Source organism: Prosthecobacter algae (assembly GCF_039542385.1).
Lineage (GTDB): Bacteria > Verrucomicrobiota > Verrucomicrobiia > Verrucomicrobiales > Verrucomicrobiaceae > Prosthecobacter > Prosthecobacter algae.
Map to the genome: position 1 here is coordinate 422428 of NZ_BAABIA010000004.1, position 26902 is coordinate 449329.

Here is a 26902-nt window from a genome sequence, read left to right on the forward strand (position 1 = left end):
GTCTCCTGCTTTCAGTGACACTGTGAATCTTTTATTGGATATCCATGAACATAATTCATAATGAGAGGAGCGTGCCCAGTCTGTGTCAGATCACTGTAAGCCGGGCTTTTCGGCGTGCTTTGGCACTGATGGTGCCACGCTCCCCCATCTTTCTGTCAAGCTGCGCGCATCAATGCCTGTCGTGTGGCTTGCCGGCAGATTGTGGTATTATCTTTGGCTAGAAATCAATCTGCACCTGCACGTAGCCGAAGTGGGCATTGTCATCGGCTCCAGTGTCGGAGAGGTAGTCCCCTGCGATAAACAGGCTGTAACCAGCCTGAAGGGCCACATGTGGGTTGAGTTTGTAGATGGCGGTGAGGTCCACTTCCTGGCCTCGGAAACTGCTGGCACTGCGGGCTGCGGCATTCACTGGGCGGACCCCCGTGACACCGTTCACACGGCGCCAGGCGTCGTCATTGCTGGCATTCCAGTAGAGATGATAGTCCAGCATCAGCTTCAGCTTGGGCGTCGGTGTCACGCTAAAGTTGATCTGCGGATTGTGCATGTTAGTCCAGCCGGTGGTGTCCATGTAGCCGTAGAACAGATGGTTCGTCGGATACAGGTTCTGGAAGGTTTCAATGTCACCGTCCGCAGGGTTCTGGTCGCCGGTGGCATAGTTGTATTGCAGACCCAGACGTGGTTTCCATGGATGGCCCAACCAGTTGTAACCAGCTCCCCAGTGGCCGGCAAAAGCGGTCAGGTCGCGTCCGCTGACTTCACCCGTTTGGAAAGCCATCTCGGTCTCATAGTCCCAGCCGCGCAGCTTCTTCGCATCGCCCTTCCACAGGGTGCCAAAGGTGAGGAAATTGGTATCGCCGAGTTTGGGGCCGAAGTTAGCATTTCCATCATCCATCTTGTGGAAGACGTAGAAATCCGTCGTGGTGTTGATCGGCACGAACTGCGTGCTGAAGTAAAGGCCGCTGAAGATTTCGTTCAGGTTGTCATCATCATCCAGCAAGGTGGACTTGTTCCACTCATGGTCCTTGAAGACCACCGGGCTGGAGCTGAAGAGATCCAGGGACCACTTGGGTGCCGCATAACGCAGTTTGAGTGCGTCAAACGTGCGTGCCTGGTTCAGCCATTCCAGGGGACCGACGAGACGCTGGTCTCCATAGCTGAGGAACTGGCGGCCAATGGTGGCGCTGGGACCTTTTTTGATGTCGCCCAGTTGCACGTAACCCTTCAGAAGGTCGAAGGTGTCGTCACCTTCAGAGCCAAACGTGCCGATCTCATTGGGCCGACTGCCGCCTATTTCGCGGACGTCCTGTCCCTGGGCATAGATTTTGAACCAGGGGGTGAAGCTGTATCCCAGGCCTAACCGGAAGCGCTGAAGAAGCCAGGAGGCGTCTTGAGGGCCGTTGACGGCACTGTTGAAGTCGAAGTTGTTTTCACGGACTTCGACACGCATCTTCTCCTGGATGTCCACGGTAAGTTTGCCGTCGAGGAGGGTGATGGGAGCATACCCGGGAGGGGGCAGGGGTGCGGGAGGCACTGGTTTTACGGGGGCGGGGGTACCGGCGTGGGCCAGGGAGGCCGTTGCCAGGAAGAGTGCTAGCCTTTTCATCAGTATTGGGTGGGTGTTGGTGCGTTGTTGTTTTTTCTCGGCTAAGCGGCGGCTGTCGGGAAAGGGATGGCATGGGCGGCCATTTCGGCGGCCATGTCCGGGGAGGGCTGAAACTCAGGCTCCCGGCTCGGACGGATGTGGGAGCGGTCGTTAAGGAAGGTGATCAGGCGCTCGCGCAGCTCGTAGTAGCGTGGGTCTTCCATGATCTCCTTGCGGTTGCGCGGGCGCTCGAAGGGGATGCTCAGGATGTCGCCGACTTCCGCCTCCGGGCCGTCGGTCATCATCACCACGCGATCCGAAAGAAAGATGGCCTCGTCCACATCGTGGGTGACCATCAGCGTCGTGATGCGGTTGCGCCGCCAGAGTTCCAGCAGCACCTCCTGCAACTCATAACGAGTGAGGGAATCCAGCATACCAAAGGGTTCGTCCAGCAGCAACATCTTGGGCTGCAGGGCAAAGGCCCGGGCGATGCCGACACGTTGTCTCATGCCCTGGGAAAGCTCTGCCGGATACTTGTGCATGGCATCCGCCAGCCCCACGATGCTGAGGTAATACTCCGCCATCTGGCGGCGCTCGGTCTTGCTGGCGGTGAAGTAAACTTGGTTAACGCCAAGCATGACATTCTCAAAGGCCGTCATCCAGGGCAGTAGGCAGGGCGACTGGAAAACAATGCCGCGGTCTGGGCCGGGACCCACGGCTTCTTTTCCGGCGAGAATCATGTTCCCCTGGCTGACTTCGCTGAGCCCGGCGACCATCATCAGCACAGTGCTTTTGCCGCAGCCGCTATGGCCGATGAGCGTCGCAAACTCGCCTTCCTTCAGCTTCAGGTTGAAGTTTTTGACGATCGTCGCCGGACCTTTAGGCGTGTCATAGATTTTCCACAGGCGGTCCAGCTCCAGCATTTTGGGATTCGGCAAACTCATGCGGGCACCTCCACTTCTTCGTTTTTGATTTCGTTGCGGCGTTTCGGACCACGGCGGTTTAGGAACTCAAAGCTGTTCACGTGATTCAGATCCTCGGGAAGAATGTCGGGAAGGGTCAGTTTGACGCTCGACTTCGTTTTGTTTTTGCCCTTCGCATCCAGCAGGATGCTGATGAGGTGGGCCCTCAGTTTTTTAAACTTCGGATCATGGTTGATCGCCTTGCGGTCGCGTGGCCTTTCGATGTCCACCAGGATGGATTCTCCCAGCGTGGCGGGTGAGGTGGGCAGCAGCGGGATCACCCGGTCAGCCACTAGGATGGCCTCGTCGGGATCGTTGGTGATCCAGACCACGGTGGTCTTGTTGTTCAGCCAGATATCGGCGATCTCATCCTGCAAAGTGGCGCGGGTTAGTGCATCCAGCGCACTTAGCGGCTCATCCATCAGGAGGACCTTGGGGTTCATGGCCAGGGTGCGGGCCACAGAAACACGCTGCCTCATCCCGCCGGAAAGCTCCTTGGGCAGTTTGTGGGCCGCGTGGCTCAGCTTCACCATTGCGATGTGCTTCGCCACATGGGCCTTGCGTTGCTCCTTGGTCCAGTCTTTGAAAACTTCGTCCACAGCCAGCGCAATGTTTTCCTCTACGGTCAGCCAAGGCAGCAAGGAGTAGTTTTGAAAGACGAGACCGCGATCCGGTCCCGGCTCCGTGATGGGTTTCCCTTCGATCAAGGCCACCCCGGTGTCGGGTTTGACCAGGCCGGAGATCAGATTGATCAGGGTGCTTTTTCCGGAGCCGGAATAACCAACGATGACGACAAACTCACCCTCCTCGACGGAGAGGTTGATGTCTTTCAGCACCTCAGTGCGGCCAAAGCCTTTGGATGCGTTTTTGATTTCGATGAGCGGCATATCGAATGAAATTCCTCCGGTTAGGCGGTTTTGAAGCGTCCTTCGATCACACTCATCAGGCGGTCCAGGACGTAGCCGATGATGCCGATGGTAAGGATGCAGAGAATGATGTGGGCAAAGCTGTTCGCGTTGTATTGCTGCCACAGGAAGCCGCCCACACCGGGCCTCCCGGTGAGCATCTCCACCGCCACAATGACCAGCCAGGCAATGCCCAGGCTGAGTCGGAAACCGGTAAACATGTAGGGCAGGGTGGCCGGGACGAGCACCTTCCACAGCGTCTTGTTTTTGGAGAGCTTCAGCACCTTCGCCACATTCAGGTAATCCTGCGGCACGGCACGCACTCCGACGGCGGTGTTCATCACCGTGGGCCACATGGCGCAGATGGCGATGGTGAAAAGGGCCGCTGCATCCGAGGCACCGAAAGTGGTGCGCCCGCCCTCGTCCATGATCTTCACTCCGCTGAAAAGAATCATGCCCAGGGGCAGCCAGGCCAGGGGCGAAACCGGTCGCAACACCTGGATAATGGGGTCAAAGGCGATGGTGAACTTCTTGGAAAGGCCCAAGAAAAATCCGATGGGCGTGCCGATGACGAGTGCCAGGAAATAACCCTGCGCCACGAGCTTCAGCGACAGCCAAGTAAAGCGGAGGATGCCCTGATCCAGCTCACCCCGCTTGGCGAAGGGTTCCACCACATACAAACGGCTCGCCGTCCAGGTTTCCGCCGGTGTGGGCAGGTCCTTGGAGATGCCGTAGCGTTTGGTTTCCTTGACGGTGTCTCCCCAGTCATCTTTCTTCACAGTCGTGACCGATTTGCCTGCAATGCCATACCAGAGGAGGCAGCAGACCAGGATGGCTCCCAGGGGCAGGAGCAGGGTGTCGAGTTTGTAGCGTTGGAGCAGGTTCATAGGAGGAGTGGGGGTGGAGGGAAAGGGGGGAAGCTCCGGGCATGAGGCCGGATCTGGCGCAGAGGAGACCTCTATCCGTGCGCCACATCCGGCGGATATTGGGTTACAGTTTGTTAGGCTTTGAGGCTCTTGATAGCGAAGCTGGCTGCGTAGGCCTCCAGGTCGCTTTTGGGATCAAAAACACTTCCGTCAAAGAAGGATTCCGGCTTGTCATCAGCACCGCCGTGGGCGTAGCCGATCTCCTTCATCGCTTCTTCATAAATGTCACCGCGCATCACCTGTTTGGCCACAGCCGCATAGTCCGGTGCCCCCTCAGTGAAGCCCCAGCGGCGAAGCTGCGTCAGCCACCAGTGCGAATACTTCGCCTGTGGGTAGTTGCAGTTGCGGTCGCTGAAAATCATGTAGTTCGGGTCACGGAAGCGGCGCCCGTCTCCCATGTCGTATTTGCCTTGGAGGCGACCCAGGATGGTTTCCGGCGGGCAGTTAATGTAAGTCGGGGCGCTGACAATTTTCGCCTGCTCTTCGCGGTTTTCCATCTTGTCCAGCCACACGCTGGCCTCATGCAGAGCCTTCAGCACGGCCTTCACCGTCTTCGGATTTTTCTCGGCGAATTCTTCGGTGAAAGCGCAGACTTTTTCCGGATGGTCCTTCCAGATAGCCTGGGTGGTGATGGCGGTGAATCCGATGTCATCGGAGATGGAGCGCGCATTCCAGGGTTCCCCCACGCAAAAGCCATCCATCTGCCCCACCTTCATGTTCGCCACCATCTGCGGAGGCGGAATGGTGATGAGGGAAACATCGGCTCCCGCACCGCTCGCATCGCCAGGGTGGATGCCGCCTGCGGCCAGATAATAGCGCATCCACATGGCATGGGTGCCAGGGGGGAAAGTCATGGCAAAGGCCATCGGTTTGCCCGCCGCCTTGGCCTCATCCACGAAAGGTTTCAGCGCCTTCGGATCATCGGCAACTTTGCCCTTCAGCTCCTTTTTCAGGGTGATGGCCTGGCCGTTGCGATTGAGCAGCCAGGGAATGATCATCGGCTTTTTGGGGGCACCTCCCAGTCCCATTGTGCTGGCAATCGGCATGCCAATCAGCATGTGTGTGGCTTGGATGTCACCATTGCTCAGCGAGTCGCGGATGGCCGCCCAGCTCGCCCCTTTTGTCACCGTGGATTTGATGCCATATTTTTTGAACAGGCTCTTTTCATGCGCGATGACGATGCTGGAGCAGTCTGTCAGCGCGATGATGCCCAGATTCACATCGGGCCGTTCAGGGGAATCATCGGCATAGGCGCTGCCCACCCAGCCTTGGGGAAGGCCGGCTAGGAGCGTGCCGAGACTGGCCGCTGTGGATCGCTGCAAAAGGCTGCGACGGGAGAGGGTGGAAACAGGTGATTTCATGCGTTGGCAGGGGTGGATCGTTTGTTGGTTTTGCTGGTTTTCTTGGCGGCGGCTTGCAGTGCAGGGAAAGGGAGGGCATCTGAGTTCCAGCACTCGCGTAGCGCATCGCTGGCCTCAGCGCGCTGGCTTGGAAGGATCAGGCCGTGGGCAATGAATTCATCCACCAGCCAGCGCCCACGCTCGCTGGTCGTCTCGTTCGCCTCATAGCGGTGGAAGATGTGGAAATTCGCCGCATCGCTGCTCTTGCCTGTGCCCAGGTCAAAAGGGCCGATCAAGGAGCGCCTGAGGATGTCCTCACCATGGGAAAAGTAACCGCTGTCGGCCAGGATTCGCACGACTTCGGGGCGGTTGCCCTTCACATCACAAAAAGCGCAGGACTCGCGCAAAGCCTCACGGATGGCATGGGCCTGGTCGCTATGCTGCTCAATGAAAACCTCGTTCATCAGCAGCACCTTTTCTGGGTGTCCTGGGGAAAGCTCTTCACTCGTCGCGGCGATCCAGCCCACACCCTTGTCCACCGCGACGGAGTTCCAGGGTTCGCCCACGCAGTAGCCATCAATCAGTCCCGCAGCCAGATTGGCCGCCATCTGGGTGGGTGGCAGCGCCACGATGCGCACATCCTGGTTGGGATCAATGCCTCCCGAAATAAGCCAGCGGCGGAGCAGAAAGTGATGGGCCGCGTAGCGTGAGACCATGCCGAAGGTCAGGCGGCGGGAGGTGGTGCTGCGGATCAGCTTCTTCAGGCTGGCGGCATCTCGCACCCCCCGGTTCCACAGATCGCGGCTCAGCGTGATGGCGTCGCCGTTCAGGTTGAAGACGAATGGGGCCACCACCCTACAAGGGGGCGTGCTCAGGCCCAGACGCATCGCAAGTGCCAGCCCGGCGATGGCGTGCGCAGCGTCCACTTGGCCATAGAGCAGCTTCTCCCGGATGGTGGCCCACCCGACCTCACAACTCAGTTCGACTTTGACACCATGTTTGCGGAACAGCTCTTTCTCCTTCGCCACCAGTAACGGCGCACAGTCGGCCAGCGGAATGAATCCGATGCGGACTGGCTTTACGACCCCGGCAAGAGGGGTGGAGGAAAGAAGAGCTGACTTTGGCATGACTCTTCATTGCATCAGCAGCAGAGGTGCCAGCGTGCCAACCTCATGCAGAAACCATGCGCAATCTTTTTCACTTGGAGTATGAATGGAATTCATGGATCAACCGCTCGATACCCGACAGCTTCGCGCTTTCATCTCCCTGGCCCGCACTGGTAGCTTCACACAGGCTGGCCGTGAGTTACATCTCACTCAGTCCGCCATCAGCCATGCCATCAAGGCCCTGGAGACCGACCTCGCCTGCCAGCTTTTCCATCGCCAGGGTAAAAGCGTGCACCTCACCCACCACGGGCGCGAGCTCCTTCCCCATGCAGAAACCATCATGCAGGAAATGAACCAGGCCCGTGCCATGCTAGGCGCGCTGGACATGACTCCTCGGGGTCGCCTAACCATTGGTTGTACACCGGCAGCCTCCCAGTTCATCCTGCCCACCGTCTTGCGGGAGTTTAAGGAAAGCTTCTCCCAGTATGAGATCCGCGTGGTGCCGGGAGAAACCCCGCAAACCATCGAAAAACTCCTGAGCAATGAAGTGGACCTCGCCGTCACCCTGCGGCCCCCGGATGTCTCACGCCTGGACTGCCACCCCATCTTTGAGGATGAACTCGAGTTCCTGGTTTCCCCTCTTCATAGTTGGGCGACGAAGCCTCCGCGGATCAAGGACGCTACTTCGGAGACCTTCATTGTCTCCAGCCGCAGCAGCCTGAATTTTGCCATGATCCAGGAGTTCTTCCTCAAGCAAGGCGTCCGGCTCAATCATTTCATCGAGCTGGGCAGCAGTGAGGCCATCAAGGAACTGGCCAAACTGGGCCTCGGGGTTGCCATCGCGGCCCGCTGGATCGCTCGCAACGAAATCGCCGCAGGCCAGCTCGTCCCCGTGCCCCTTCCCAAGGCCCGCCTCCGCCGTCGTTGGGTCACCTCGCATCTCAAGGGCCGCCCGCTCAATCTGGCGGAAAGGACCTTCGTGGGTCTCTGCGAGCAGGTGGGAAAATACATGCAGTAAACTTGGTTAGGCGTATTCTTTCATTCTTATGATCACAGGTTCACCCTTTCAATACTGCTCCCGCTGCGGCCATGACACCATGGCGGCCGCCAGCTCCCGCGAGCATGTCTGCGATGACTGCGGTTACCGCCACTTCATCACCCCATTCCCGGCTGCCTGCGCCCTCATCTTGGATGCCGACGGTCGCTTGCTGGTGACTCGGCGCGCCCATGAGCCAGGTCTGGGTAAATTGGGACTTCCTGGGGGTGTCATAGAGCCAGCCGAAACTGGAGAGGAAGCCGCTGCACGTGAAACCCGCGAGGAAGTGGGGCTGGACCTGCCACCCTCTGCCTTTCGCTATTTTGCCTCCCTGCCTAACTGGTACTATTACCAGGACTATCTCTGGCCCACCCTTGATCTATTTTTTACAGCCAGTGTGCCTGGGTTCGATTCACTCGCACCCAGCCCTGAGGAGGTCTCAGAAATATTCGCCCTGCCGCTGGCTGAAGTTCCCTTGGCCGACTTCGCCTTCGAATCGAATGCCGAAGCCGTGAGAAGGTTGCAAGAACAGCGCGCCCGGCTTGTATGACTGCCTCATGATCCACCCACTCTTTGATCTCACTGGCAGGGCAGCACTCGTCACCGGAGGCAGCAAGGGCCTCGGCAAAGCCATGGCGCGTGCCTTTGCCGAAGCAGGGGCAGATGTCTTCATCTCCAGCCGTAGCGAGGGGGAGCTCAAATCCGCAGCCGCCGAGATTGGCGAAGGGCTCCCCGTGCGTGTCGAATGGATGGTGGCCGACATGGTGGACCGTGCCCAAGTCAAGGCCCTCGCGGCAGAAGCCGTCAAACGCCTCGGGAAGGTGGACATCCTCATCAACAACGCCGGTTCTAATCAGCCCCAGGCCATTGACGAAATCACCGATGAAGCCTGGGATCGCATTGTCGAGCTGGATCTCACTTCCTGCATGGCTCTCACGCGCGCCCTCGTCCCCGGAATGAAGGAGAGGCAGTGGGGCCGCGTCATCCACATTTCCTCCGTGCTTGGCGTCGGCTCCAAGGAAAAGCGCAATGCCTACTCCGCCTGCAAGGCCGGGCTCATCGGCCTTGCCAAAGCCAGTGCCATCGATCTCGGTACCTACAACATCACCGTCAACTGCCTTTGCCCGGGCCCCTTTCTCACCGATCTTCCCATGAGCCTCCTCAGCGATCCTGAAAAGGAGGCCTTTGCCAATCGTACTGCCCTTAAACGCTGGGGCCAGCCTCGCGAGCTTGCTGGTCCCGCCCTCATGCTGGCCAGTGAAGCCGGCAGCTACATCACGGGCGAGGCTCTGCTGGTGGATGGTGGGGCCTTTGCGCGCGCTCTGTGAAGAAATTAAATCTTCACTGGCACTTTTTTGGAAGTCCCCGTTCAGTACTCGGATGTCATCGTCGCCAGTTGTCCCTGCTCCCTCCCATCGACCCGGAATCCTCTTGGTCGTCGCCACCCTGTTGATTTACAGCGTCCTGTCCTTTGTCCGGCATTCGGAAAGCACCGTTTGGGATGAGCAGCGCTATATCGACTATGCCACTAATCTCACCCAAGGCTTCTATGTCACTTCCGACGAGCCCGATATCGTCAATGGCCCCGCCTATCCCCTAGTGCTCATGCCGTTTGTCGGCGGTGGGCCGGATGCATGGCGGCTGGCGCGCATCCTGAATGCCTTTTTCATGGCTGCGGCTGTGGGTTTTGTCTGGCTCACCGTGCGCCACTATGCTGGGGCGGGGTGGGCTTTTGCTGGGGCCTTCATCACAGCCTTTCATCCCACCATGCTGTGGATGGGCTTTTCCCTCATGACGGAGCCCATGTCCACCTTTGCCTTCACCGGATTTATCTGGGCTTTCACCCATGCTTTGCGGGATCGTGGGTGGAAATGGATGTTGGCCGCCATCGTTTTCTTCGGCTGGCTCATTTTGACACGCGTGTTTTTTGGCCACGTCCTCATGGCTACGGCGGCCCTCAGCGTGATGCTTCTGCTCATCAAGGAATGGCGCCCGGCACTGCTGCGCACCCTCATCATCCTGGTAGGGGCGTTGCTTTTCTGCTCTCCTTATCTCGCCTACACCCAGTCAAAAACCGGCCAGTTCCTTTGTTGGTCCACCAACAGCGGTGAGCTTCTCTATTGGATTAGCAGCCATCATGAAGGGGAAAATGGCCACTGGTTTGGGAAAGAGGATGTGCAAACCCAGGAGTTTATCAATCCCGCTCATCGTGAGTTTTACCAGGACCTGTTACCCCACCCCATCTTGGAGCGGGAAGAAAGGCTGAAAGCCGCTGCCGTCGCCAATTTCAAGGCCAATCCTGCCCGGGTCGCCTACAACTGGGTCTGCAATCTCACTCGCTTGGCCTTCGGTTTTCCTCGTTCCCACCAGCCGGAAGAGCTGCGCACCATCGTCCTCATCGCCTTCAATGGGCCCGTGATTGTCATGGCCTTGCTGGCAGGTCTGCTCGGCCTGCGCTTCTGGCGCACCGTACCAGTGGAAATCTGGCTCTTGATGGCCATGGCCGCCTTTTACTTGGGCGGCAGCAGTCTCGCTCCCAGCCTACCTCGCTACTTTGTCCTCATGGTGCCGGTGCTATGGCTTGGCATCGCCCACGTCTTTAAACGCCACCTGCGTGTGAGCGTCACGGGCTGAAAAGATCAAATCGCACTGGAATTGCCCCAAGGTGCGTCTAGATTCGTATCTCCCCAGTCGCCGCGCTTTCTCGTCTCGGCGCAGATCTTTCCTACCTCCCTATGCCCAGCAAGAAGACCCACGTCTGCGACTCTGTCGAATCCGTCATCGCGGACATCCGTGCCGGCCGCATGGTGATCGTGACTGATGATGAAGACCGTGAAAATGAGGGGGACCTCATCTGCGCGGCTGAGGCCATCACCCCTGAAATGGTCACCTTCATGGTGCGTGAAGGCGGCGGCATGCTTTGCGTCCCCGTGTCCCTCGCCATTGCCAAACAGCTCAATCTCGAAAGCATGGTGCCGGAGAACCGCGAGGCTTTCCGCACCGATTTCACCGTGACCGTGGATGCCGCCGAAGGCATCTCCACTGGGATTAGTTCAGCGGACCGCGCCCGCACCATTCGCCTGCTGGGAGAGCCCCAAAGCACCATTGCCGACTTCGTTCAGCCCGGGCATATCAACCCCCTTGTGGCCAAACCCGGCGGGGTCTTGCGCCGCGCTGGCCATACGGAGGCCGCCGTGGACCTCTGCCGCCTTGCAGGCCTTCGCGAAGCGGGCGTTCTCATCGAGATCATGAATCCCGATGGCACCATGGCTCGCATGCCAGACCTGCAAAAGTTTGCCAAAAAGCACAAGCTCAAGGTTTGCTCCATCGCCGAGCTCATCGCCTACCGCCGTCGCAGTGAAAAGCTGGTGGAAAAGATCGAAGTCGTGGACATGCCCACCGACTTTGGTGTCTTTAAGCTCCATCTATATAAGAGCAGCATCGACAGCGTCCACCACGTCGCCCTCGTCATGGGGGACATTGATGCGGAAACTCCCACCCTCGTCCGGGTGCATAGCGAATGCCTCACGGGCGATATCTTTGCCTCCCGCCGCTGCGATTGCGGTAGCCAGCTCCACGCCGCCATGACCAAGGTGGCCGAGGCCGGACGCGGCATCATCATCTACATGCGTGGTCATGAAGGGCGCGGCATCGGCCTCCACGGCAAGATCATGGCCTACAAGCTCCAGGAAGAAGGGCTCGACACCGTCGAGGCCAATCTCAAGCTCGGTTACGCCATGGACCTGCGGGACTATGGCATCGGTGCCCAGATCATCTCCGACCTCGGCGTGCGCAAAATCCGCCTCATGACCAATAATCCCCGCAAGGTCGTGGGACTGGAAGGTCACAAGCTGGAAATCACGGAGCAGGTTCCCGTCATTTCCGAACCGAATCCGCACAACAAAAAGTACCTCGAAACCAAAAAGAAAAAACTCGGCCACAAGCTCTGATTCGCTCCGCTTCCTTTTCAGGCCCTTTATCCCTCCCTCATGTCTCAATACGGTCCCAGTCGTCCCCGTCCCATCCAGGATCGCGTCTCCATCGCGATTGTGGCCAGTCTTTATAACAACCAGTTCGTCCAGGGTCTCATTGACGCCGGGCGTGAAGAACTGGAAGAGCTGGCACCCAATGCCACCATCACCGTTTATCGCGTGCCAGGCGCTTTTGAGATCCCCGTCTGCACCGAGCTGGTGATCAAAAACACCCGCCCAGATGCCGTCATCGCCTTCGGCGTCATCATCCGTGGCTCCACTGAGCATGCAGACCTGGTTGGCGCTTCCGTTACCGATGCCCTCCAGCAGATGGCCGTCCGCCACACCCTCCCGGTCGTCCATGAGGTACTGCTCGTCAGTTCCGAAGAACAGGCCGAAGAGCGCTGCCTCGGCGTCAAAATCAACCGGGGCACCGAGGCTGCCCAGGTCGCCGTGAACATGATCGCCCTCTTCCGCAAAATGCGCGCCAGCTTTGCCGGTCAACCTGAACTGGAGACCGCCTGATCTATATGGGAAAACGCCGCGAAGGACGCGAAGCCGCCGTCCAGTTTCTGTTTGCCAGTGAGCTCCATGGTGAACACACCCCCGAGGAGCAGGAAGCTTTTTGGACCATTCACAACGCCAAAAATTCCGTCCGCACCTACGCCGAATCGCTCATCCAGGGCGTCCAGGCCCATGTCACCGAGATTGATGGGCTGATTGAGCCCGTGCTGGAAAACTTCCGCATCCAGCGTCTCGCCTACGTGGACCGCAATGTCCTGCGCCTCGCCGTCTATGAAATGCTGCATGTGCCGGAAGTGCCCGCACCCGTTATCATCAATGAAGCCATCGAGATCGCCAAGGCCCTCGGGGCAGGGGAGTCAGGCTCCTTTGTGAACGGCATCCTTCACAAGATCGCCCAGAAAGTCCGGCCAAAATCGAACAATTGAGCGGTGGCAGCAGTCCACCTCAAACACTCTTCCGCTGGGATTCACCGCCCAGTGTTTGTGGTGTGCTTTTTGCACTTGCAATGAACCGGAATTGACCAAAGCCGGGCAAATGTTCAAAAAGCGCCGATTCACGACAGAAAAGAACTTGTTGATGCGCCTACAAACGCTTTCATAACATCCCACTTGCCCACCCCCATAAACCATCAGGAACGAAGGAGAATCAAACTGTGAAATTTAAGTGCCCCTCTTGTGACATGCAGTTGAAAGCCGAGCCCGACATGGCTGGCAAAGTCGTCCGCTGCCCCGGTTGCAACAGCAAGCTTTCCATCCCTGCCAGCGTCGGCGGGGATCTGCCTCCTCCCTCTGGCCTGCCTTCTCCCACGGGGTACACCCCCCCGCCAGATGCGGCCGCTCCGTATGAATCATCCGGTGAGCCTGCCCCCCCGGCAGATGAGCTCCAGCAGCATCGCCAGGAGCGTGGTGGTTGGGAAGAAACAGACCCATCAAACCCAAACCCGATGCTCAGTTTTGGCATGGGCGTGGTTCTTTTCCTCGCCTGGGTTGGCATCCTTTTTCCGTTCCAGGCGCCTGAGGGCACCTCGCCTGCCGACTACACCGGCATGCAGTTCATTGCCTCCCTGTTTTACAAGCACATGCTGGTGAGTTTCACCAACACGCTGTTCTTCACCTGGGCGATGGCCATCCTTTACCTCAAGTTCAAAAAGCTCCGCCACCAGCGCGAGGCCCTGCTTCTGGACGTGCTGCCTTGGGAACTCGGCAGTGAGATCAATGCCCAGAACGTCAGTTCCTTCATCGATAACCTCTACAAGCTGCCTGTCCGTCTTCGCGACAGCATGATGGTGAACCGCATCCGCAAGGCTCTCGAACTCTTTGAGGTCAAGCAGAACGTCGGTGACGTCACCAACATGCTCTCCAGCCAGTCTGACATCGACAGCATGCGCATCGGCGGAAGCTTCACCCTCCTGAAAGCTTTCCTGTGGGCCATCCCGATTCTCGGATTCATCGGTACCGTGCTTGGTCTCTCCCACGCCATCGGCGGCATGAACTTCTCCAACGTTGAAGACGTCAATGCCATTATGTCCTCGATCAACAGCGTCACCAGCGGTCTGGGTACCGCCTTCGATGCCACCCTCCTCGGCCTGGTTCTCGCCATGCTCTTGAACTTCCCCATGAACTCTATGATGAAGAGTGAGGACGACTGCCTGAACGACATCGACGCCTTCTGCAACGAAATCCTCCTCCCCCGTCTCAATGATGGTGGCAGCATCGCCGGTGGCGATACCAATGGCGTCATGGATACCCTCGTCCGCGCCGTCGCCCAGGCCCAGAAAGAGTTCCTCGTGGACCTCAACTCCCTCTCCGCCCGCATCAATGAGCAGGCAGCCAATCTGGACAAGCGCGCCACTGCCCATCAGGAGCGTGTGGATGCCGAATTCACCATGGCCATGAACCGCATGCGCGAAGACCTTACCGGTGCCATCAAAGACAGCGTCAAGACCACCTCCGAATACACCCGCGCTCTCGCTTCCGGCATTCAGGGCCTCAATAATGTGCTGACCGAACTGGGTGGCAAGCAGGTCATCATTCATCAGGTCAAAAAGAAGGGTTGGTTCAGCAAACAGGACTGATCCGCGCTCTTTTTTCCCCACCCTCTCTGCGTCTTCTTTCTTTGATCCCCCATGGCCAAACGACGTCATAAAGGAACAGATGAGATTCTTCTCATCCCTTTCCTGGACATTCTATGTTCCTTGATCGGCGTTCTGATCCTGATCATCGTCGTGCTCTGCGTCTCCCAGTCTCAGCAGACCAAGGGACGCACGCCAGAAGAGATCAAGATGGCCCAGGAGTACAAAGACATGCTCAAGGAGATCAAGGAGAGGGAGAAACTACAGACCTTGATTGCCGAAAAACTGGCCAAACTGAAGGAAGTGCAAAAGAACCTGGACGACAAGCAGCAGCGTTTTGTCAAACTGCGCAAGCTGCTCGACACCTCCAAGGAACTGAAGGAGCAAAACAAAGAGATCAGCCAGAAACTCCAAAAGGAACTCGACGATCTTTTGACCGAGATCGACGGCATTGGCCGCCAGCAGAAGGAAACCCAAAAGGAGATCGAACTGCTCGCTGCCGAACTGAAAAAGCGCCAGGTGCCACCAGAGAAAAAGGTGCCGCCAGTCATTGTTCAGCCCTCTGGATCAGGCATGGCCGATGCGACCAAAGTGTACTTCGTTGAATGCTCTTCTGGCTCTCTCCGGGTTCTTGGGGCTTGGGGCGAAGACTATCGTTTGGCCGCCACCCCCAGCGTCGTGGTGTCCGATGTTTCGTTTAATCACCTGCTCGCCGAGGCAGCGAAGGATAAAAACTCGCTCATCCTCTTCCTCATCCGTGATGACGGTCAGGCCGCTTTCAACACGGGTGCTGGCCGTGCCGAGTCCGATTACAGCATCCGCATCGGCAAGCTGCCTATTCCTGGCCGTGGTCAGTTGGATCTCGCCCTCTTTGACAAGTATCGTGGGAAAATCTCCCCTCCTCCAGCCGCAGGGGCCCCAGCGCCCGCCCCCGCACCGGCGCCGGAAACTAAAAAATCGTAACCAGCCCATTCCTTATGTCCAAACACAAACATGAAGAGCAGGAATTGCCCTTCGTCGCTTTGATGGACACCATGACGAACGTCGTCGGGGTGCTCATCATCGTCATGGTCATGGTTGGCATCAGTCTTGCCAGTGCCGTCAACAAGATCCTCTCGGATCTCCCCCCGGTGACCAAAGAGGAGCACCAGCGAATGGTCGAGCAGATGAAAAAGCTGCCTCCGATTGCCGAAGATCCCAAAGATCTTGATGAAAAGAAACGCATCGCCGAACTCGAACTCAAGAAAACGGAGGACGAGCTTAGCAAGATCGACACCACCTCGGTCCAGGCAGAAATGAAGTTTCTGGATCTCGACAGCTTCCGCAAAAAGCTGGATGATGCCAAGGCGGACCGCGAAAAGAAAAAGGCCGAAATCGAAAAGCTTCTCACGGAACTGGAGCGCCTGAAAGGCCTGCTGGATCAAACTCCCGTCTATCAACCGCCGCCGCCCAAATTCGTCCGCCTGCCCAACCCTCGCCCCTATCCGGCCAAGCCTAACGAAACTCGTATCCTGGTGGCCAAGCAGGGTGTGCTGACTCTCAACGAGGTCGAATTCATCAAGCCCATCATGGACGGCCTCGAAAAGGTCAAAAGCCAGCTTGAGTACAAGGACGTCAAAATTGACCCCTTCCTGCCCATGCTGACCAAGATTTTTGGCACTGCCCAGGCAGCCCAGCAGGTCTGGCCGGAAATTGCTCCCCTGGTCAATACTTTCCAGATGGACCAAGTGGCCGAGGCTTACAAAACCCTCGCCACCGCAGGCCTCCAGCCTAACAAAAACATCCTCACTTCTCTCGGAGATGTCTCCGTCGTCATCCGCAGCACCTTGCCAGCCCTGGCTGAGGCCGTGGTCGCCGCCACCAAAGGAGATCTTGCCAAATGGACCGCTCTGGATCCTTCCAAAGACCCATTGAAACCCACATTCAAGGCCACTTTGGTCGGCGGAAAAATCTCTTTTACCTATGGCTCTGGTAAACCTGTCGAAGTCAAGACCACTCCCCGGGATGTCCTCGGTTACTTCGTCAAAGACCTCGCAGATCTCGATAGTATCAAAAACAAAAGCCGCAGCAAGGTCATCTACGATGCCTTCAAGATTCAGGCCATGCTGGAGCGTGCAGCCTCCAGCCCAACTTTGAGCGGGGCCTACGTCATCAAGCCTACCGTCCGGCCTGGCAGCACCCAGGTGGTGCTCACCCTCACTCCGCGCGCTGGCGGCGGGGAAACTCTGGAACAAATGCGCGCCGAAGGCTCCAATTACCAGCGGCTCATGCGCCAGATCAAAGGGGACCCCAATGGTGTGGCCGTTTTCCAGGTCATGGCCGATGCCTTCGATTCCTACCTCGAATCCCGCAAGATCGCCGACGACATCGGCGTGCCAGCCACCTGGGAATTCCTGGCCAAGCTCGATCTCACCGTGAACGTCAAGGATTTCGAAGTTCAGCGCTTTGCCCAAGTGGCCGCCGCTGCACCTCGCAAGCCAGGCGAACCAGATCCTGTGCGCATCGCACCGCCGAAGCGCTCGCTGGATTAATCACAACCTTTGGGGAACTCCCTGAGATTTTCAGAGCTTGCTGCTGTGAGTGTCATCCGGTCCAGGCAGGCTTGCTGCCTTATCGCATCCGATCCACGTCCATGGCCCCTGTCCAGATCTTTGAACCGGTCCTACTGTTTTGAGAATGTGCAGCCCGGTCTTCCTGTTAGGTGTGAGATTATCAACAATCCCCGCAGCGTGAAAGGTTTCTCCATTTGACGTTCTTCATGGCGCGGGCTAAAAACCCCGAACAATCCGCGATCACGCGGGTCTAAGCTGACTCTATGCATTCTGCCCTTCCTCTGTTTCGCCTCTCTGTGGCCCTGAGCTTCCTTGCTCTCGCAAGCTCCTCTTGGAGCGCTCAACTGCCCCTGGATCATCCCTGCGCCACCATGGTGAAAAAATACCTGGAGAGCGTCGTCGCCCAGGACTGGAAAACCGCTTCCGTCATGCTTCTGCCCAGCTCCCTAGAGCGGAAGCAGAAGGAAACCATCGCCATCATCAAGACCGCCCCCACGATGACCGAAGAGGCCCAGATGCTTGAGCGTTTCGGCGTCAAAGAAATCCGCGATCTCGAAGTCCTCACCCCCCAGGAATTCTACATCACCGACCGCAGCGCTTGGCACAAGCGCGTCAACGCCGCTCCTGAGGTGACTAAGAAAAAGCAGGACACCTTGAAAATTGATGTCCTCGGTCTCGTCGAAGAGAAAGAAAAGAACTACGTCCACGCCACCGTCCGCACCTCCCAGGAAACCCTTAGCGACCGCATCGAAGAGCTGTTCCTCATCTCCTTCGTCAAGGAAGGCGACAAGTGGCTCATCTGGCCTGAAATGAAAGACCGTCCGATCATCACTCCCCTCGATGGAGCTAAGAAGGAAGACGGAGAAAAGAAAAAGAGCAAGTAAGGCCGGAAGCAGAGGCTGTTGCTGGCACCTTGTCAGGGTGATCTGAGATCCCTTGCCCGCCTCATCAGCCTCCCCAACCGCAAACCTGCTTTTCAATGCTTCAAGATACCATCGCCGCCATCTCCACTGCACTGGGAGAGGCGGCGATTAGCGTTTTAAGGGTCACCGGACCGGAGGCCCTCAAAGTCGCCCAGTCCGTCTTCCGCGCAGGCCGTGACATCACCGCTCTGCAGCCCAGGCACGCCCATCTGGTCACCGCCAGGGAGGCCGATGGCTCCACCCTGGACCAGGGGCTTCTCCTCGTCTTTCGCGCTCCTGCCAGCTACACGGGGGAAGACGTGGTCGAGTTCCATGGCCACGGCGGTTTGTTGGTCACCCAAAAGCTTTTTGAATCTCTGCTCGCGGCGGGAGCCCGCGCGGCGGGTCCGGGCGAGTTCACCCAGCGTGCCTTTCTCAATGGCAAAATGGATCTCACCCAGGCCGAGGCCGTCATGGATCTCATCCATGCCCAAAGCACCCTCGCACTGAAGGCCGCGCATGAGCAGCTCGGCGGAGCCATCGGCCGCGAAGCCCTGGCCCTGAAGGAGGAGCTCCTCCCCGTCCTCGCCCATGTCGAGGCCTACATTGATTTCCCGGAAGAGGACATCTCGCCAGATACCGGGGCCGCCCTCGTCGCCAAAATGGACCTGGTGCTCCAGCGCGCAGGCCGCCTCATTGCCACCAGCGAACAGGGGCGCATCCTCCGCCACGGTGCCCGCACCGTCATCTGCGGCGAGCCCAACGTGGGCAAGTCCAGCTTACTAAATCTCTTGTTAGGCTTCGAGCGCGCCATCGTCAGCCCCACGGCCGGCACCACCCGCGATACCATCGAGGAAATCATCCAGGTCCACGGCATCCCTCTGCGCCTGGTGGATACCGCCGGCCTGCGCAGCAGCCAGGATGAGATTGAGCGCGTCGGCATCGAGCGCACTCAGCGCGAGCTGGAACGTGCAGATCTGATCTTGGAAGTGGTTGATGGCAGCCTCCCTCCTTCATCAGCCCTGCGCGTCACCCTACCTCCTCAGGCCGAGGCCCGGCGCATCCTCATTTTAAACAAGGCCGATCAGGGGCTCCATCCGGACTGGACAGGCGGCGTCCCGCTTTCCTGCACGGCCAATGTTGGCGTCGAAATGCTTCGCGAGGCCATCCGCACCCTCATCATGAGCGCGGGGACCATGCAGGCAGACCACCCCATCGCCATCAATGCCCGCCATAAGATTTGCTTCGAGCGCATCGTTTCCCAGGTCCAGGCTGCCCGCGTTGCCCTCATAGATGGTGCTGCCCCGGAATACGTCGCCCTCGATCTTCGTGAGGCCCTTCAATCGGTGGGTGAAGTCGTCGGCGTCGTCGATGTGGAGCAGATTCTCGACGTCATCTTCTCCTCCTTCTGCATCGGCAAGTGAGCCGCCTCAGGACCGCGAAGCCCTTGGGATCTTCGCCTTGTTTAAAAGGCTATCCAGAGGGTAGGGGGTCGCTTGGAACTGGGGCTCAGGATTCATATGAATCATTCCCGCTTCGGCGTCTTCGATGAACAGCAGCGTCCTGGAGCATTCATAACAAATCAGCAGATCATGGCGCTTGCCCTCATGAACGATGCGGATGCCATGCCGTGGCCAAAAGCAGCCCGCCACACCGCTCTGCCAGTTTTTGCCGGAGACATCGAGGGCGGTCACCACATAGCGCAGCTTTTCATTTTCCTTGAGCTGTAACTGACCCAGCACCGCATGGTCATGGAAGACATCCTTGGGTGTGGCAAGCTGTTTAGCATCAGCGCGTGATTTGGATTCCCCAGTCGGCTCGGCAAAGGGATCTCCGCTCTGCTGCGTACTCCAGGGGTCTGGATACAGCGAATACAAGGTCCACTCCGTGGCCTGTAGGTAGGGCAGCAGTTGTTCACTCTTGTATTCATTGGCGGCCTTTACTTCTTTGGATTCGGCTACCAGACATGAGGAGGCCGTGTGCAGCCCAGCACCCGCCGTGCAGGCGATCCATGATCTCCTCGTGATAAACAACGGGTGCATGGATGCGCTGTCTGTAGGTTGCGTCAGCGAAGGGGAGTTGCTGGATACTCTTAACGCCTCGCTTCAAAGGCATCGTAATACCCGCGCTCAAAGCTCCGCCTGTAGCGTGGATCATAGCGGCCCACATGGGCCCCGGCATCCGCCTGTCTCCCTGCCACACGGTCGCGGAGGCCATACTCATAGCCCTGGCTGTAGGAAGGGTCGTTTTGTGACTGGCTCGGCGGCAGCTCAGGCGGCGTGTATCCCCCCGTGCCTGGATAGCTGGGGGCCGGGCCATATCCGGGTGCGCCTCCAGAAGGGGCCGCTGTCCTGTAACCTTGCTCATAGCCATCATTGTAGGCCGTGGCTTGGGTGGAGGAATAACCAAAAGGATTGCGCTGCAAGTTTCTCGCCATGCCGCCGCGTGCATCGTCCTGGCCATCCCGCTGACCACGGTCATAGGCCTGCTGCGCCTGCCCGCGATCCTGCTCCCGCATGTCCGTGCGGTATTGTTCCCGCCCATCGGTGTAGGGCGGGGGATTTCCTGGGCCAAAAGGCGACATGGGGTTTCCATAAGGATCCACACATTGGGTCAGGGCCAGGGGCAGGCAGCAGAGGAGCAGGCGTCGCATGGTGAAAAATAGCGCATTCCTTTCATGAAAGCCAAGGGGAAGATCGGCATAGGCAGCCGCCGCGGCCAGATTCAGAATCTCACCTGCTATCCTCGTTGCAGAGCATAAAAACATCCGCTAAAACCCCTCCATGATTTTCCTCGCCTTCCTGCTCGCCACGGATACCTCCTCCGCTGCATATGAGTCAGGGCGCTACATCGGCACCAGCCTGGCTTTGGTCATGCTTTTCGCCGGGATCTGCAAGTGCATCGCCATCATGCGCCGCCCGCACACCAGCACGCTCTGTGTGCTGCCCCTGGCCATGCTGCTGGCAGTCTTCATGGGCGGTTATGTGTGGAGCTTTGTCATCGAAAGCGGCTGGATCCCTGCGACCCTCAGTTGGGCCATCTTGCTGGTGAACGTGCCCATGCTCTTCACCTCCCTGGTGCTGGCCATCGTCGGCCTCGCCTTGTATGACCGCCAGCGCTTCAATCAGGGGCGCAAGCAGGCTGTCTGGGCCCTGGTGCTCACCCTCATGGCCATGGCCGGCATCGCCGCGATCCACCTGGCCGAGCCTCTCGGTCAACTGGCCCGAAAAGTGGCCGATCAAGCCAATGCCCAGGCTGCCGGTGGCCCCGCCATCAAGGAAGAGTGGAATTTTTCCCTCACCCCTCCGGACAAAAGCTGGCTGCCCCAGGCTCCCTCCGCCTTCTCGCCTCTCGCCTGCACCGCCTTTCACAAACCGGCAGACCAGGTCTATGCCATGGTCATTGCCGAGCACAGCGCCGCCCTTTTGGACAATGGCCTGGATGCCATGCTCCATTCCGTGAAGACCAGCCTCGCCTCCAAAAGCAAAGTCCGTCAGCAGCAGGAAAAGCGGGTCACACTCAACGGCCTCGACTTCATCAATCTCAGTTCCATCGCCTTCACGGAGGCCGTAAAAAAAGACATCGCCTATGAGCATTGGATCGCTACCCATCAGGGCTTCGCCTGGCAGATCATGGTGTGGGGCGATTCCGATAAAAGGACGACTGTGGCCGATTCCGCCCGCGCCCTCGTGGAGGGCTTTCGCGTCCTGAACATGACACGGCAGGCCCCTGGTCTGGATGCCAAGCTCGATGTGAACCGTCCCGCTCACGGCTACAAAACCGCCATCTCCAAAATGGGCTGGCAATCCTGGTCGGCTGAGAAAGGGGCCGATCCTTTGCCCACCCTCGCGGATTTTGGCGCGCAGACCCTCTCCAGTGTCGTCCTGGTCATGCCCTATCATCACCAGATGGATGAGGCCCCCGTCCCCGCCGCAGAGGCGCTCGCACGGGCCTGCCTCGCCGAATATGATTTCACCTATCGGCGTGACAGCAGCGACTACACCACGCGGACGATTGAGAAGCCCTTTCCAGGGCTGGAGATCACCACCGAAAGGGAGTCCGATGATGGCAACCGTTACCTCTACCTCTTTCGCATTCACCAGTCCGGCAAACACGCCTGGATGCTCGCTGGCTGGACTCGCAAAACTCCCGGCATCACCCTGGCCACCGTGCGCACAGCCATGGACGGCATCGAACTTTTCGAGCCCACCACTCAGCCTCCCGTTTCCCTGAACAGCGAGACCCGGACCGAAAGCCTGTCCAAGTTCGTCAACCAGGTCGGCCTTTGGTACCACGACCGTGAAGAATGGCCCGCCGCCATCAGCTACTTCCGCGAGGCCAGCTCCATCAATCCTGATGACCGCACCTACTACGAGAACATCACTCATGTGCTCGAGTCCCAAAGCAAATTTGAAGATGCGCTCGCCGTGATGGATGTAGCCAGCGCTCGCTCCTTTGCCAGTGATCACGGCCACCAGATGCGCCACGCATGGCTGATGCTGAAAGCCGGCAAGACCCAGGAGGGCACCGCCAAGCTGCACACCCTCATCAAGGAAGGCTACCAGCAGCACGAGGCCGTGTTGAGCTTCATCAATGAACTCCTCAAGGGAGACCATCACGACGAAGCCCGCACCGTGGCCGATGCCTATGCCAAGGCCTATCCTGAAGCTCGCCCCCGCCTGTGGCAGGCCCAGGTGGCGGACCAGGCAGGCGACCCTAAACGTGCGGCCGAACTGCTGGAGGCCTTGGTCAAAACAGAGCCCGATTATGTCGAGGCCTTCTATGCGCTCGGAGAGTATTCTAACCGCCAGGGCAATCACGACCGGGCCTTGGAAATCGCCGCTCTGCTGGAGCAAAAGAAGCAGGAAACGGTCCGCCTGGATCTCCTGCGCGGCTGGGCCCACATGGGCCGGAAATGGTATCGCGATGCCAAGTCCAGCTTTGAAAAAGCCGCCAGCAAGGCCCCCAATGATGAAGACGTGAAATCCGCGCTGAAGGATGCTGACGCCTACCTGGGGCAGGGGAGCAATACCGAGATCAAGACACCCATCGAGGCCGTCCCTCTGCCAAAATCCGTCGCCGCCAGCCTGGACAAGCTCCGCGCCCTGCCGCCTACTTTTGGCGAGGGGCACAATGCCGCCATGCTGCTTTGGGCGCGCTCCATCCACTACACCAAGGACAAACCCATGCGCAGCACCACCCGTCGTGTCATCCGCATCCTCAACGAGGAAGGGGCCGATGCCTTCAGTTCCATGGAGTACACCTACGATCCCCTCATGGAGCGCCTTCATGTCAACAAGGCCGAAGTCCTGGATGCTGAGGGCAAGGTGATCGCCCGTGCCGGCATTGATGATTCTTACGTCCTCGATTCGGATGACCGCTCCATGGCCACCACGGAACGCACCGTGCATATCCAGGTTCCAGGCATGAAGGCAGGTCTAACCTTGGATTGCGAAGTCACCGTCGAGCGGCTTTCCATTGCTGAAAGTTTCCCTCTCACCCGCCACCTGTTTGCTGCCAGCATCCCCACTTACTCGGAACTGATCAGCGTCACGGGCGACACGGACTCCCTCTCCGAAGACCTCCTCATGAAGGACCGGATCACGGTTACCCGTGAACCCGGCAGCGTGATCTATGCCGTCGCCAATGCGCCTCTCTCATCAGCATCGGAATCCTACCAGCAGCCCATCGAAACCTGGGCGCCCGTAATTGTCCTCTCGGGCAAAAAGGAAACCTGGGCCGAGGTGGGCCAGCGATACCTGAAAAACATTGCGGATCGTCTGAAGCCCGACCCTGCCATCGAGAAGGAAGCCAAGGAACTCACTGCGGGGCTCGTGAGCACCAAGGAAAAAGCTCGGGCTCTGGCCTCCTTTGTGCAAAAGTCCGTCCGTTACAAGGCCATCGAATTCGGAGTGCGCGGGCAGACCCCCAATGCCCCGGGCCTGACCCTTCAGCAACGCTATGGCGACTGCAAGGATCAGGCCCTCCTCCTCCATCACATGCTCCGGGCCTGCGGCATCACCTCCCATCTGGCCCTCATCAATACCCAGTGGGAGCTGGAACTGAACCAGCCCACGCTGGATGCCTTCAACCACGTCATTGTCCATGTTCCTGCGCTCAAGGACACCCAGTTCATGGATACCACCGCGTCCTATCTCTCGGTGGCAGACCACAGCCCCTATGGCCTGTGGGGATTCCCGGCCTTTGTCCTGGATCCAGAAGGCCCCACCATCAAAAAAGTCCCCGGACCTCTCAAAAGCAGCGGCGATGTTTCATCCCGCCGCAAGCTCACCCTGCTCCCACCCGATAGCATTCGTGTGGAGGAAGAGCTGACCCTGCACGGCTACTACGCCAGCGGCATGAGGAGCGCCTTTGCCCGCCAGGAGCCCAAGGCCCGTTTTCAGCATGCCCAGGATCTGCTCGATGACATGGGCAGCTATCGGCTCGAGGACTTCGTTTTTGACAACCTTACCGATCTCTCCCAACCCGCCGTCCTTCGCCTAACCTACAGTTTGCCAAACGCAGTCGAAAAACGCGGCGATGCCACCAAGCTCCGCCTGCCCAATGCCTGGGAGACCGATTACCTGCGCATCCCCTTCATCAAGGATCGCCAGACCCCCTTCCGCTGGAACATGCCCTTCACTTTCCGCAGTACGGTCACCTGGGACAAATCGCTTTCCGTCTTGCCCGATTCTTTGACCGCGATGAAACGCCAAAACGAATCAGCCTTTGGCCGCTGGGAAATGAAGACCGATTCCGGCCTCCAGTTTGAGTTCACCACCAACCCCGGAAACCACCCCGCCTCAGAATACGCCGGCTTCCAGTCCCTCTGGTCCGGTGCCCACGACATCTGGCTCAAAGAACTCACCCTTAAAAACCCTTGATGAAATGGCCTGGATTGGGGCCAATCCGAACTTAGCCCGCATTGCAAAAGTTCGCGGAAGAGGAGTGGTCTGAGATTGTCCAGGCTTGGGCCAAATGACAGCGGCAATCCATGGCAGGCTCGTTGCCTAACAAAAAGTAACCCGCAGCGGATTGCTCGGTGTGGCGGCCAGGAATGAATGCACGCGGCAGCAGGACAAGGTCCTTGTGACTGCGTGTTCGCGTATATGCTGTGGCTTCAGCCCTGCGGTGGGCTACTCCACAAAGCGGATCACGTATTCGCCCTTTTTGTGCATGTTTTCATGATCACGGGCACGGATCTCAAGGTAGTTGGGATCGGTCTTGATCCAGTCCACCTGGCGCAACAGCTTGTCGCGCTCGTTTTTCAAAGTGTCGCGCTGGCTCTCCATGACGGCCAGCTTGGCACGCATGGCGTTTTGTTCCGCCAGCGGTTTCTTATAGATCGCGATGACGACTGGCACCGCCAGGAGCAGGAGGCAGAATTTCCCAAGGCGCACGAGGGCCCGCAGCCAGCGTTCCATCTGCTGCGGTCTCTCGTGTTCGATTTGAAATTCGCGGTATTCCATGGCGGTGCCGTCGTGCGACGTTGTTGGTTAGACCTTCATGCGGCCACCGAAGATCGCGTTTTCACCCAGTTCCTGCTCGATGCGGAGCAACTGGTTGTACTTGGCGATACGGTCGCTGCGGGAAAGGGAACCGGTCTTGATCTGGCCGCAATTCGTGGCGACGGCGAGGTCGGCGATGGTGTAGTCTTCGGTCTCACCGGAGCGGTGGCTCATCACGGCTGTGTAGCCGTGGCGGTGGGCCAGGTCCACAGCGTCCAGAGTCTCGGTCAGGGAACCGATCTGGTTCACCTTCACGAGGATGGAGTTGGCGATGCCCTGATCAATGCCCTTCTGGAGGAACTTGGTGTTCGTGACGAAGAGGTCGTCACCGACGAGCTGCGTGCTGCCGCCCAGTTCTTTGGAGAGGATGGCCCATCCGTCCCAGTCGTTTTCGGCGCAGCCGTCTTCGATGGAGATGATCGGGAAGTCCTTCTTCAGCTCGGCGTAGTAGGCCACCAGCTCAGCAGCGGTGCGCTCAGACTTGTCGCTCTTCTTGAAGACGTACTTGTTCTTGGCCTTGTCGTAGAATTCGGAGGAGGCGACGTCCAGGGCGATGAAGATGTCTTCACCCATTTTGTAGCCAGCCTTGTCGATCGCCTGGGCGATGACTTCGAGGGCGTGGTGGGCGCTCTTCAGGGTCGGGGCAAAACCGCCTTCGTCACCCACGGCTGTGTTCAGGCCCAGGTCGTGAAGGATCTTCTTCAGCGCGTGGAACACTTCGGCACCGTAGCGGAGAGCTTCGGAGAACGTCGGTGCGCCTTTCGGCATGATCATGAATTCCTGGAAGTCAATCGGGGCGTCCGAGTGAGCACCACCGTTGATGATGTTCATCATCGGCACGGGCAGCACCTTGGCGTTTGGACCGCCGATGTACTTGTAGAGGGGCTGGCCCATGGCGGCAGCAGCGGCTTTAGCGACAGCCAGGGAGGCACCCAGGATGGCGTTGGCACCCAGCTTGGACTTGGTCGGAGTGCCGTCCACTTCCAGCATGGCCTTGTCAATGGAGACCTGGTCTGCGGCGTTACTGCCGATGATCGCGTCGGCGATCTCGTTGTTCACGGCGTCCACGGCCTTGAGCACGCCTTTGCCGAGGTAGCGCTTCTTGTCGCCATCGCGCAGTTCCAGGGCTTCGTGTTCGCCAGTGCTGGCACCGCTTGGCACCGCCGCGCGTCCGATGGCACCGCCGTCCAGAAGGACGTCCACTTCAACGGTTGGATTGCCACGTGAGTCCAGGACTTCACGTGCGATGACTTCTACAATGGTAAGGTCGTCCATGTTTTGATTTAATTAAGTATGCTTAAGCTTCGGGATTTTTGCAAGCGGGGTTCTGAGAATCCACGTTTGAAGCGTTTCGATAGCAAGAAACGCTCCCGTCTCAACTGGAGATATGGGGCAGGTGTGACAGCCAACGTGCCAAAAACAAGCTTTTCTCCTCCATTTCACCCATTCCGTTCGCCTAATTATAAGCGCATTTGGCGACGAATGCATGCAGATTGTGAAGGCGAGAAAGAGGTGA

At 58.5% G+C, this 26902-nt stretch carries 23 protein-coding genes; 13 read left to right on the forward strand and 10 right to left on the reverse strand.

From position 1 onward, the window contains the following. Positions 1 to 217 precede the first annotated feature (217 nt). The 6 genes from ABEB25_RS11600 to ABEB25_RS11625 form a co-directional block, all read right to left on the reverse strand. Entirely contained in the window at positions 218 to 1603 is a 1386-nt protein-coding gene (locus ABEB25_RS11600; RefSeq protein WP_345736572.1) for an alginate export family protein, read from the reverse strand. Positions 1604 to 1644: 41 nt separating this feature from the next. Then, positions 1645 to 2526 (reverse strand): ABC transporter ATP-binding protein, encoded by an 882-nt coding sequence (locus ABEB25_RS11605; RefSeq protein WP_345736573.1) that lies wholly within the window; start codon positions 2524 to 2526, stop codon positions 1645 to 1647. After that, entirely contained in the window at positions 2523 to 3431 is a 909-nt protein-coding gene (locus ABEB25_RS11610; RefSeq protein WP_345736574.1) for an ABC transporter ATP-binding protein, read from the reverse strand. Before ABEB25_RS11610 ends, ABEB25_RS11605 begins: the two co-directional genes overlap by 4 nt. Before the next feature lie 20 nt (positions 3432 to 3451). Next, the gene (ntrB, locus tag ABEB25_RS11615; RefSeq protein ID WP_345736575.1) at positions 3452 to 4336 is read right to left on the reverse strand and encodes a nitrate ABC transporter permease; all 885 of its coding nucleotides are present in this window, start codon (positions 4334 to 4336) and stop codon (positions 3452 to 3454) included. A 113-nt stretch (positions 4337 to 4449) separates the two neighbouring features. Further along, positions 4450 to 5736, reverse strand: coding sequence for a CmpA/NrtA family ABC transporter substrate-binding protein (locus ABEB25_RS11620; RefSeq protein ID WP_345736576.1), 1287 nt, complete (start codon positions 5734 to 5736; stop codon positions 4450 to 4452). Continuing rightward, positions 5733 to 6842 carry a CmpA/NrtA family ABC transporter substrate-binding protein gene (locus ABEB25_RS11625; protein WP_345736577.1) on the reverse strand — a complete coding sequence of 370 codons (1110 nt, stop codon included), beginning with the start codon at positions 6840 to 6842 and terminating at the stop codon, positions 5733 to 5735. The genes ABEB25_RS11620 and ABEB25_RS11625 overlap by 4 nt, the downstream gene beginning before the upstream one ends. A 94-nt stretch (positions 6843 to 6936) precedes the next feature. On the opposite strand from ABEB25_RS11625, the gene ABEB25_RS11630 reads away from it, so the two are divergent. From ABEB25_RS11630 to mnmE, 12 genes are all read left to right on the forward strand, one after another. Next, positions 6937 to 7839, forward strand: a complete 903-nt coding sequence (locus tag ABEB25_RS11630; RefSeq protein ID WP_345736578.1) for a LysR family transcriptional regulator — start codon at positions 6937 to 6939, stop codon at positions 7837 to 7839. A gap of 28 nt (positions 7840 to 7867) precedes the next feature. Continuing rightward, positions 7868 to 8407, forward strand: a complete 540-nt coding sequence (locus tag ABEB25_RS11635; protein ID WP_345736579.1) for an NUDIX hydrolase — start codon at positions 7868 to 7870, stop codon at positions 8405 to 8407. A gap of 7 nt (positions 8408 to 8414) precedes the next feature. Beyond that, a complete protein-coding gene (locus ABEB25_RS11640; RefSeq protein WP_345736580.1) occupies positions 8415 to 9185 on the forward strand; it encodes an SDR family NAD(P)-dependent oxidoreductase in 771 nt (256 codons plus the stop codon). 103 nt (positions 9186 to 9288) lie between these two features. Continuing rightward, complete coding sequence (locus tag ABEB25_RS11645) at positions 9289 to 10491, forward strand: ArnT family glycosyltransferase (protein ID WP_345736581.1); 1203 nt, start codon at positions 9289 to 9291, stop codon at positions 10489 to 10491. Between the two features lie 101 nt (positions 10492 to 10592). After that, positions 10593 to 11807 (forward strand): bifunctional 3,4-dihydroxy-2-butanone-4-phosphate synthase/GTP cyclohydrolase II, encoded by a 1215-nt coding sequence (locus ABEB25_RS11650; RefSeq protein WP_345736582.1) that lies wholly within the window; start codon positions 10593 to 10595, stop codon positions 11805 to 11807. A 39-nt stretch (positions 11808 to 11846) separates the two neighbouring features. After that, the gene (ribH, locus tag ABEB25_RS11655) at positions 11847 to 12353 is read left to right on the forward strand and encodes a 6,7-dimethyl-8-ribityllumazine synthase (protein ID WP_345736583.1); all 507 of its coding nucleotides are present in this window, start codon (positions 11847 to 11849) and stop codon (positions 12351 to 12353) included. A gap of 5 nt (positions 12354 to 12358) precedes the next feature. Continuing rightward, on the forward strand, positions 12359 to 12778 hold the full coding sequence (gene nusB, locus ABEB25_RS11660; RefSeq protein ID WP_345736584.1) for a transcription antitermination factor NusB: 420 nt from the start codon (positions 12359 to 12361) through the stop codon (positions 12776 to 12778). A 254-nt stretch (positions 12779 to 13032) separates the two neighbouring features. Then, complete coding sequence (locus tag ABEB25_RS11665) at positions 13033 to 14427, forward strand: MotA/TolQ/ExbB proton channel family protein (RefSeq protein ID WP_345736585.1); 1395 nt, start codon at positions 13033 to 13035, stop codon at positions 14425 to 14427. Positions 14428 to 14478: 51 nt separating this feature from the next. Beyond that, positions 14479 to 15387 (forward strand): hypothetical protein, encoded by a 909-nt coding sequence (locus ABEB25_RS11670; protein WP_345736586.1) that lies wholly within the window; start codon positions 14479 to 14481, stop codon positions 15385 to 15387. A 14-nt stretch (positions 15388 to 15401) separates the two neighbouring features. After that, entirely contained in the window at positions 15402 to 16955 is a 1554-nt protein-coding gene (locus ABEB25_RS11675; protein WP_345736587.1) for a hypothetical protein, read from the forward strand. A gap of 284 nt (positions 16956 to 17239) precedes the next feature. Next, the gene (locus ABEB25_RS11680; protein WP_345736588.1) at positions 17240 to 17860 is read left to right on the forward strand and encodes a hypothetical protein; all 621 of its coding nucleotides are present in this window, start codon (positions 17240 to 17242) and stop codon (positions 17858 to 17860) included. 95 nt (positions 17861 to 17955) lie between these two features. Beyond that, positions 17956 to 19302, forward strand: coding sequence for a tRNA uridine-5-carboxymethylaminomethyl(34) synthesis GTPase MnmE (gene mnmE, locus ABEB25_RS11685; protein ID WP_345736589.1), 1347 nt, complete (start codon positions 17956 to 17958; stop codon positions 19300 to 19302). Positions 19303 to 19308: 6 nt separating this feature from the next. On the opposite strand, the gene ABEB25_RS11690 is transcribed toward mnmE, so the two are convergent. Both ABEB25_RS11690 and ABEB25_RS11695 read right to left on the reverse strand, forming a co-directional pair. Continuing rightward, entirely contained in the window at positions 19309 to 19920 is a 612-nt protein-coding gene (locus tag ABEB25_RS11690) for a hypothetical protein (protein ID WP_345736590.1), read from the reverse strand. A gap of 50 nt (positions 19921 to 19970) precedes the next feature. Further along, positions 19971 to 20531 carry a hypothetical protein gene (locus tag ABEB25_RS11695; RefSeq protein WP_345736591.1) on the reverse strand — a complete coding sequence of 187 codons (561 nt, stop codon included), beginning with the start codon at positions 20529 to 20531 and terminating at the stop codon, positions 19971 to 19973. Between the two features lie 130 nt (positions 20532 to 20661). On the opposite strand from ABEB25_RS11695, the gene ABEB25_RS11700 reads away from it, so the two are divergent. Further along, a complete protein-coding gene (locus ABEB25_RS11700; protein ID WP_345736592.1) occupies positions 20662 to 24762 on the forward strand; it encodes a DUF3857 domain-containing protein in 4101 nt (1366 codons plus the stop codon). 252 nt (positions 24763 to 25014) lie between these two features. On the opposite strand, the gene ABEB25_RS11705 is transcribed toward ABEB25_RS11700, so the two are convergent. Together ABEB25_RS11705 and eno are read right to left on the reverse strand one after the other, a co-directional pair. Then, positions 25015 to 25347, reverse strand: a complete 333-nt coding sequence (locus ABEB25_RS11705; protein WP_345736593.1) for an FtsB family cell division protein — start codon at positions 25345 to 25347, stop codon at positions 25015 to 25017. Positions 25348 to 25374: 27 nt separating this feature from the next. Then, positions 25375 to 26661 carry a phosphopyruvate hydratase gene (gene eno, locus ABEB25_RS11710; protein ID WP_345736594.1) on the reverse strand — a complete coding sequence of 429 codons (1287 nt, stop codon included), beginning with the start codon at positions 26659 to 26661 and terminating at the stop codon, positions 25375 to 25377. Between the last annotated feature and the right edge of the window lie 241 nt (positions 26662 to 26902).

Bases quoted from the DNA above. Each gene is read 5' to 3' on its own strand.
- ABEB25_RS11600 (WP_345736572.1), bottom strand. From the start codon at position 1,603: ATGAAAAGGCTAGCACTCTTCCTGGCAACGGCCTCCCTGGCCCACGCC.
- ABEB25_RS11605 (WP_345736573.1), bottom strand. From the start codon at position 2,526: ATGAGTTTGCCGAATCCCAAAATGCTGGAGCTGGACCGCCTGTGGAAA.
- ABEB25_RS11610 (WP_345736574.1), bottom strand. From the start codon at position 3,431: ATGCCGCTCATCGAAATCAAAAACGCATCCAAAGGCTTTGGCCGCACT.
- ntrB (WP_345736575.1), bottom strand. From the start codon at position 4,336: ATGAACCTGCTCCAACGCTACAAACTCGACACCCTGCTCCTGCCCCTG.
- ABEB25_RS11620 (WP_345736576.1), bottom strand. From the start codon at position 5,736: ATGAAATCACCTGTTTCCACCCTCTCCCGTCGCAGCCTTTTGCAGCGA.
- ABEB25_RS11625 (WP_345736577.1), bottom strand. From the start codon at position 6,842: ATGCCAAAGTCAGCTCTTCTTTCCTCCACCCCTCTTGCCGGGGTCGTA.
- ABEB25_RS11630 (WP_345736578.1), top strand. From the start codon at position 6,937: ATGGATCAACCGCTCGATACCCGACAGCTTCGCGCTTTCATCTCCCTG.
- ABEB25_RS11635 (WP_345736579.1), top strand. From the start codon at position 7,868: ATGATCACAGGTTCACCCTTTCAATACTGCTCCCGCTGCGGCCATGAC.
- ABEB25_RS11640 (WP_345736580.1), top strand. From the start codon at position 8,415: ATGATCCACCCACTCTTTGATCTCACTGGCAGGGCAGCACTCGTCACC.
- ABEB25_RS11650 (WP_345736582.1), top strand. From the start codon at position 10,593: ATGCCCAGCAAGAAGACCCACGTCTGCGACTCTGTCGAATCCGTCATC.
- ribH (WP_345736583.1), top strand. From the start codon at position 11,847: ATGTCTCAATACGGTCCCAGTCGTCCCCGTCCCATCCAGGATCGCGTC.
- nusB (WP_345736584.1), top strand. From the start codon at position 12,359: ATGGGAAAACGCCGCGAAGGACGCGAAGCCGCCGTCCAGTTTCTGTTT.
- ABEB25_RS11665 (WP_345736585.1), top strand. From the start codon at position 13,033: ATGCAGTTGAAAGCCGAGCCCGACATGGCTGGCAAAGTCGTCCGCTGC.
- ABEB25_RS11670 (WP_345736586.1), top strand. From the start codon at position 14,479: ATGGCCAAACGACGTCATAAAGGAACAGATGAGATTCTTCTCATCCCT.
- ABEB25_RS11675 (WP_345736587.1), top strand. From the start codon at position 15,402: ATGTCCAAACACAAACATGAAGAGCAGGAATTGCCCTTCGTCGCTTTG.
- ABEB25_RS11680 (WP_345736588.1), top strand. From the start codon at position 17,240: ATGCATTCTGCCCTTCCTCTGTTTCGCCTCTCTGTGGCCCTGAGCTTC.
- mnmE (WP_345736589.1), top strand. From the start codon at position 17,956: ATGCTTCAAGATACCATCGCCGCCATCTCCACTGCACTGGGAGAGGCG.
- ABEB25_RS11690 (WP_345736590.1), bottom strand. From the start codon at position 19,920: ATGCACCCGTTGTTTATCACGAGGAGATCATGGATCGCCTGCACGGCG.
- ABEB25_RS11695 (WP_345736591.1), bottom strand. From the start codon at position 20,531: ATGCGACGCCTGCTCCTCTGCTGCCTGCCCCTGGCCCTGACCCAATGT.
- ABEB25_RS11700 (WP_345736592.1), top strand. From the start codon at position 20,662: ATGATTTTCCTCGCCTTCCTGCTCGCCACGGATACCTCCTCCGCTGCA.
- ABEB25_RS11705 (WP_345736593.1), bottom strand. From the start codon at position 25,347: ATGGAATACCGCGAATTTCAAATCGAACACGAGAGACCGCAGCAGATG.
- eno (WP_345736594.1), bottom strand. From the start codon at position 26,661: ATGGACGACCTTACCATTGTAGAAGTCATCGCACGTGAAGTCCTGGAC.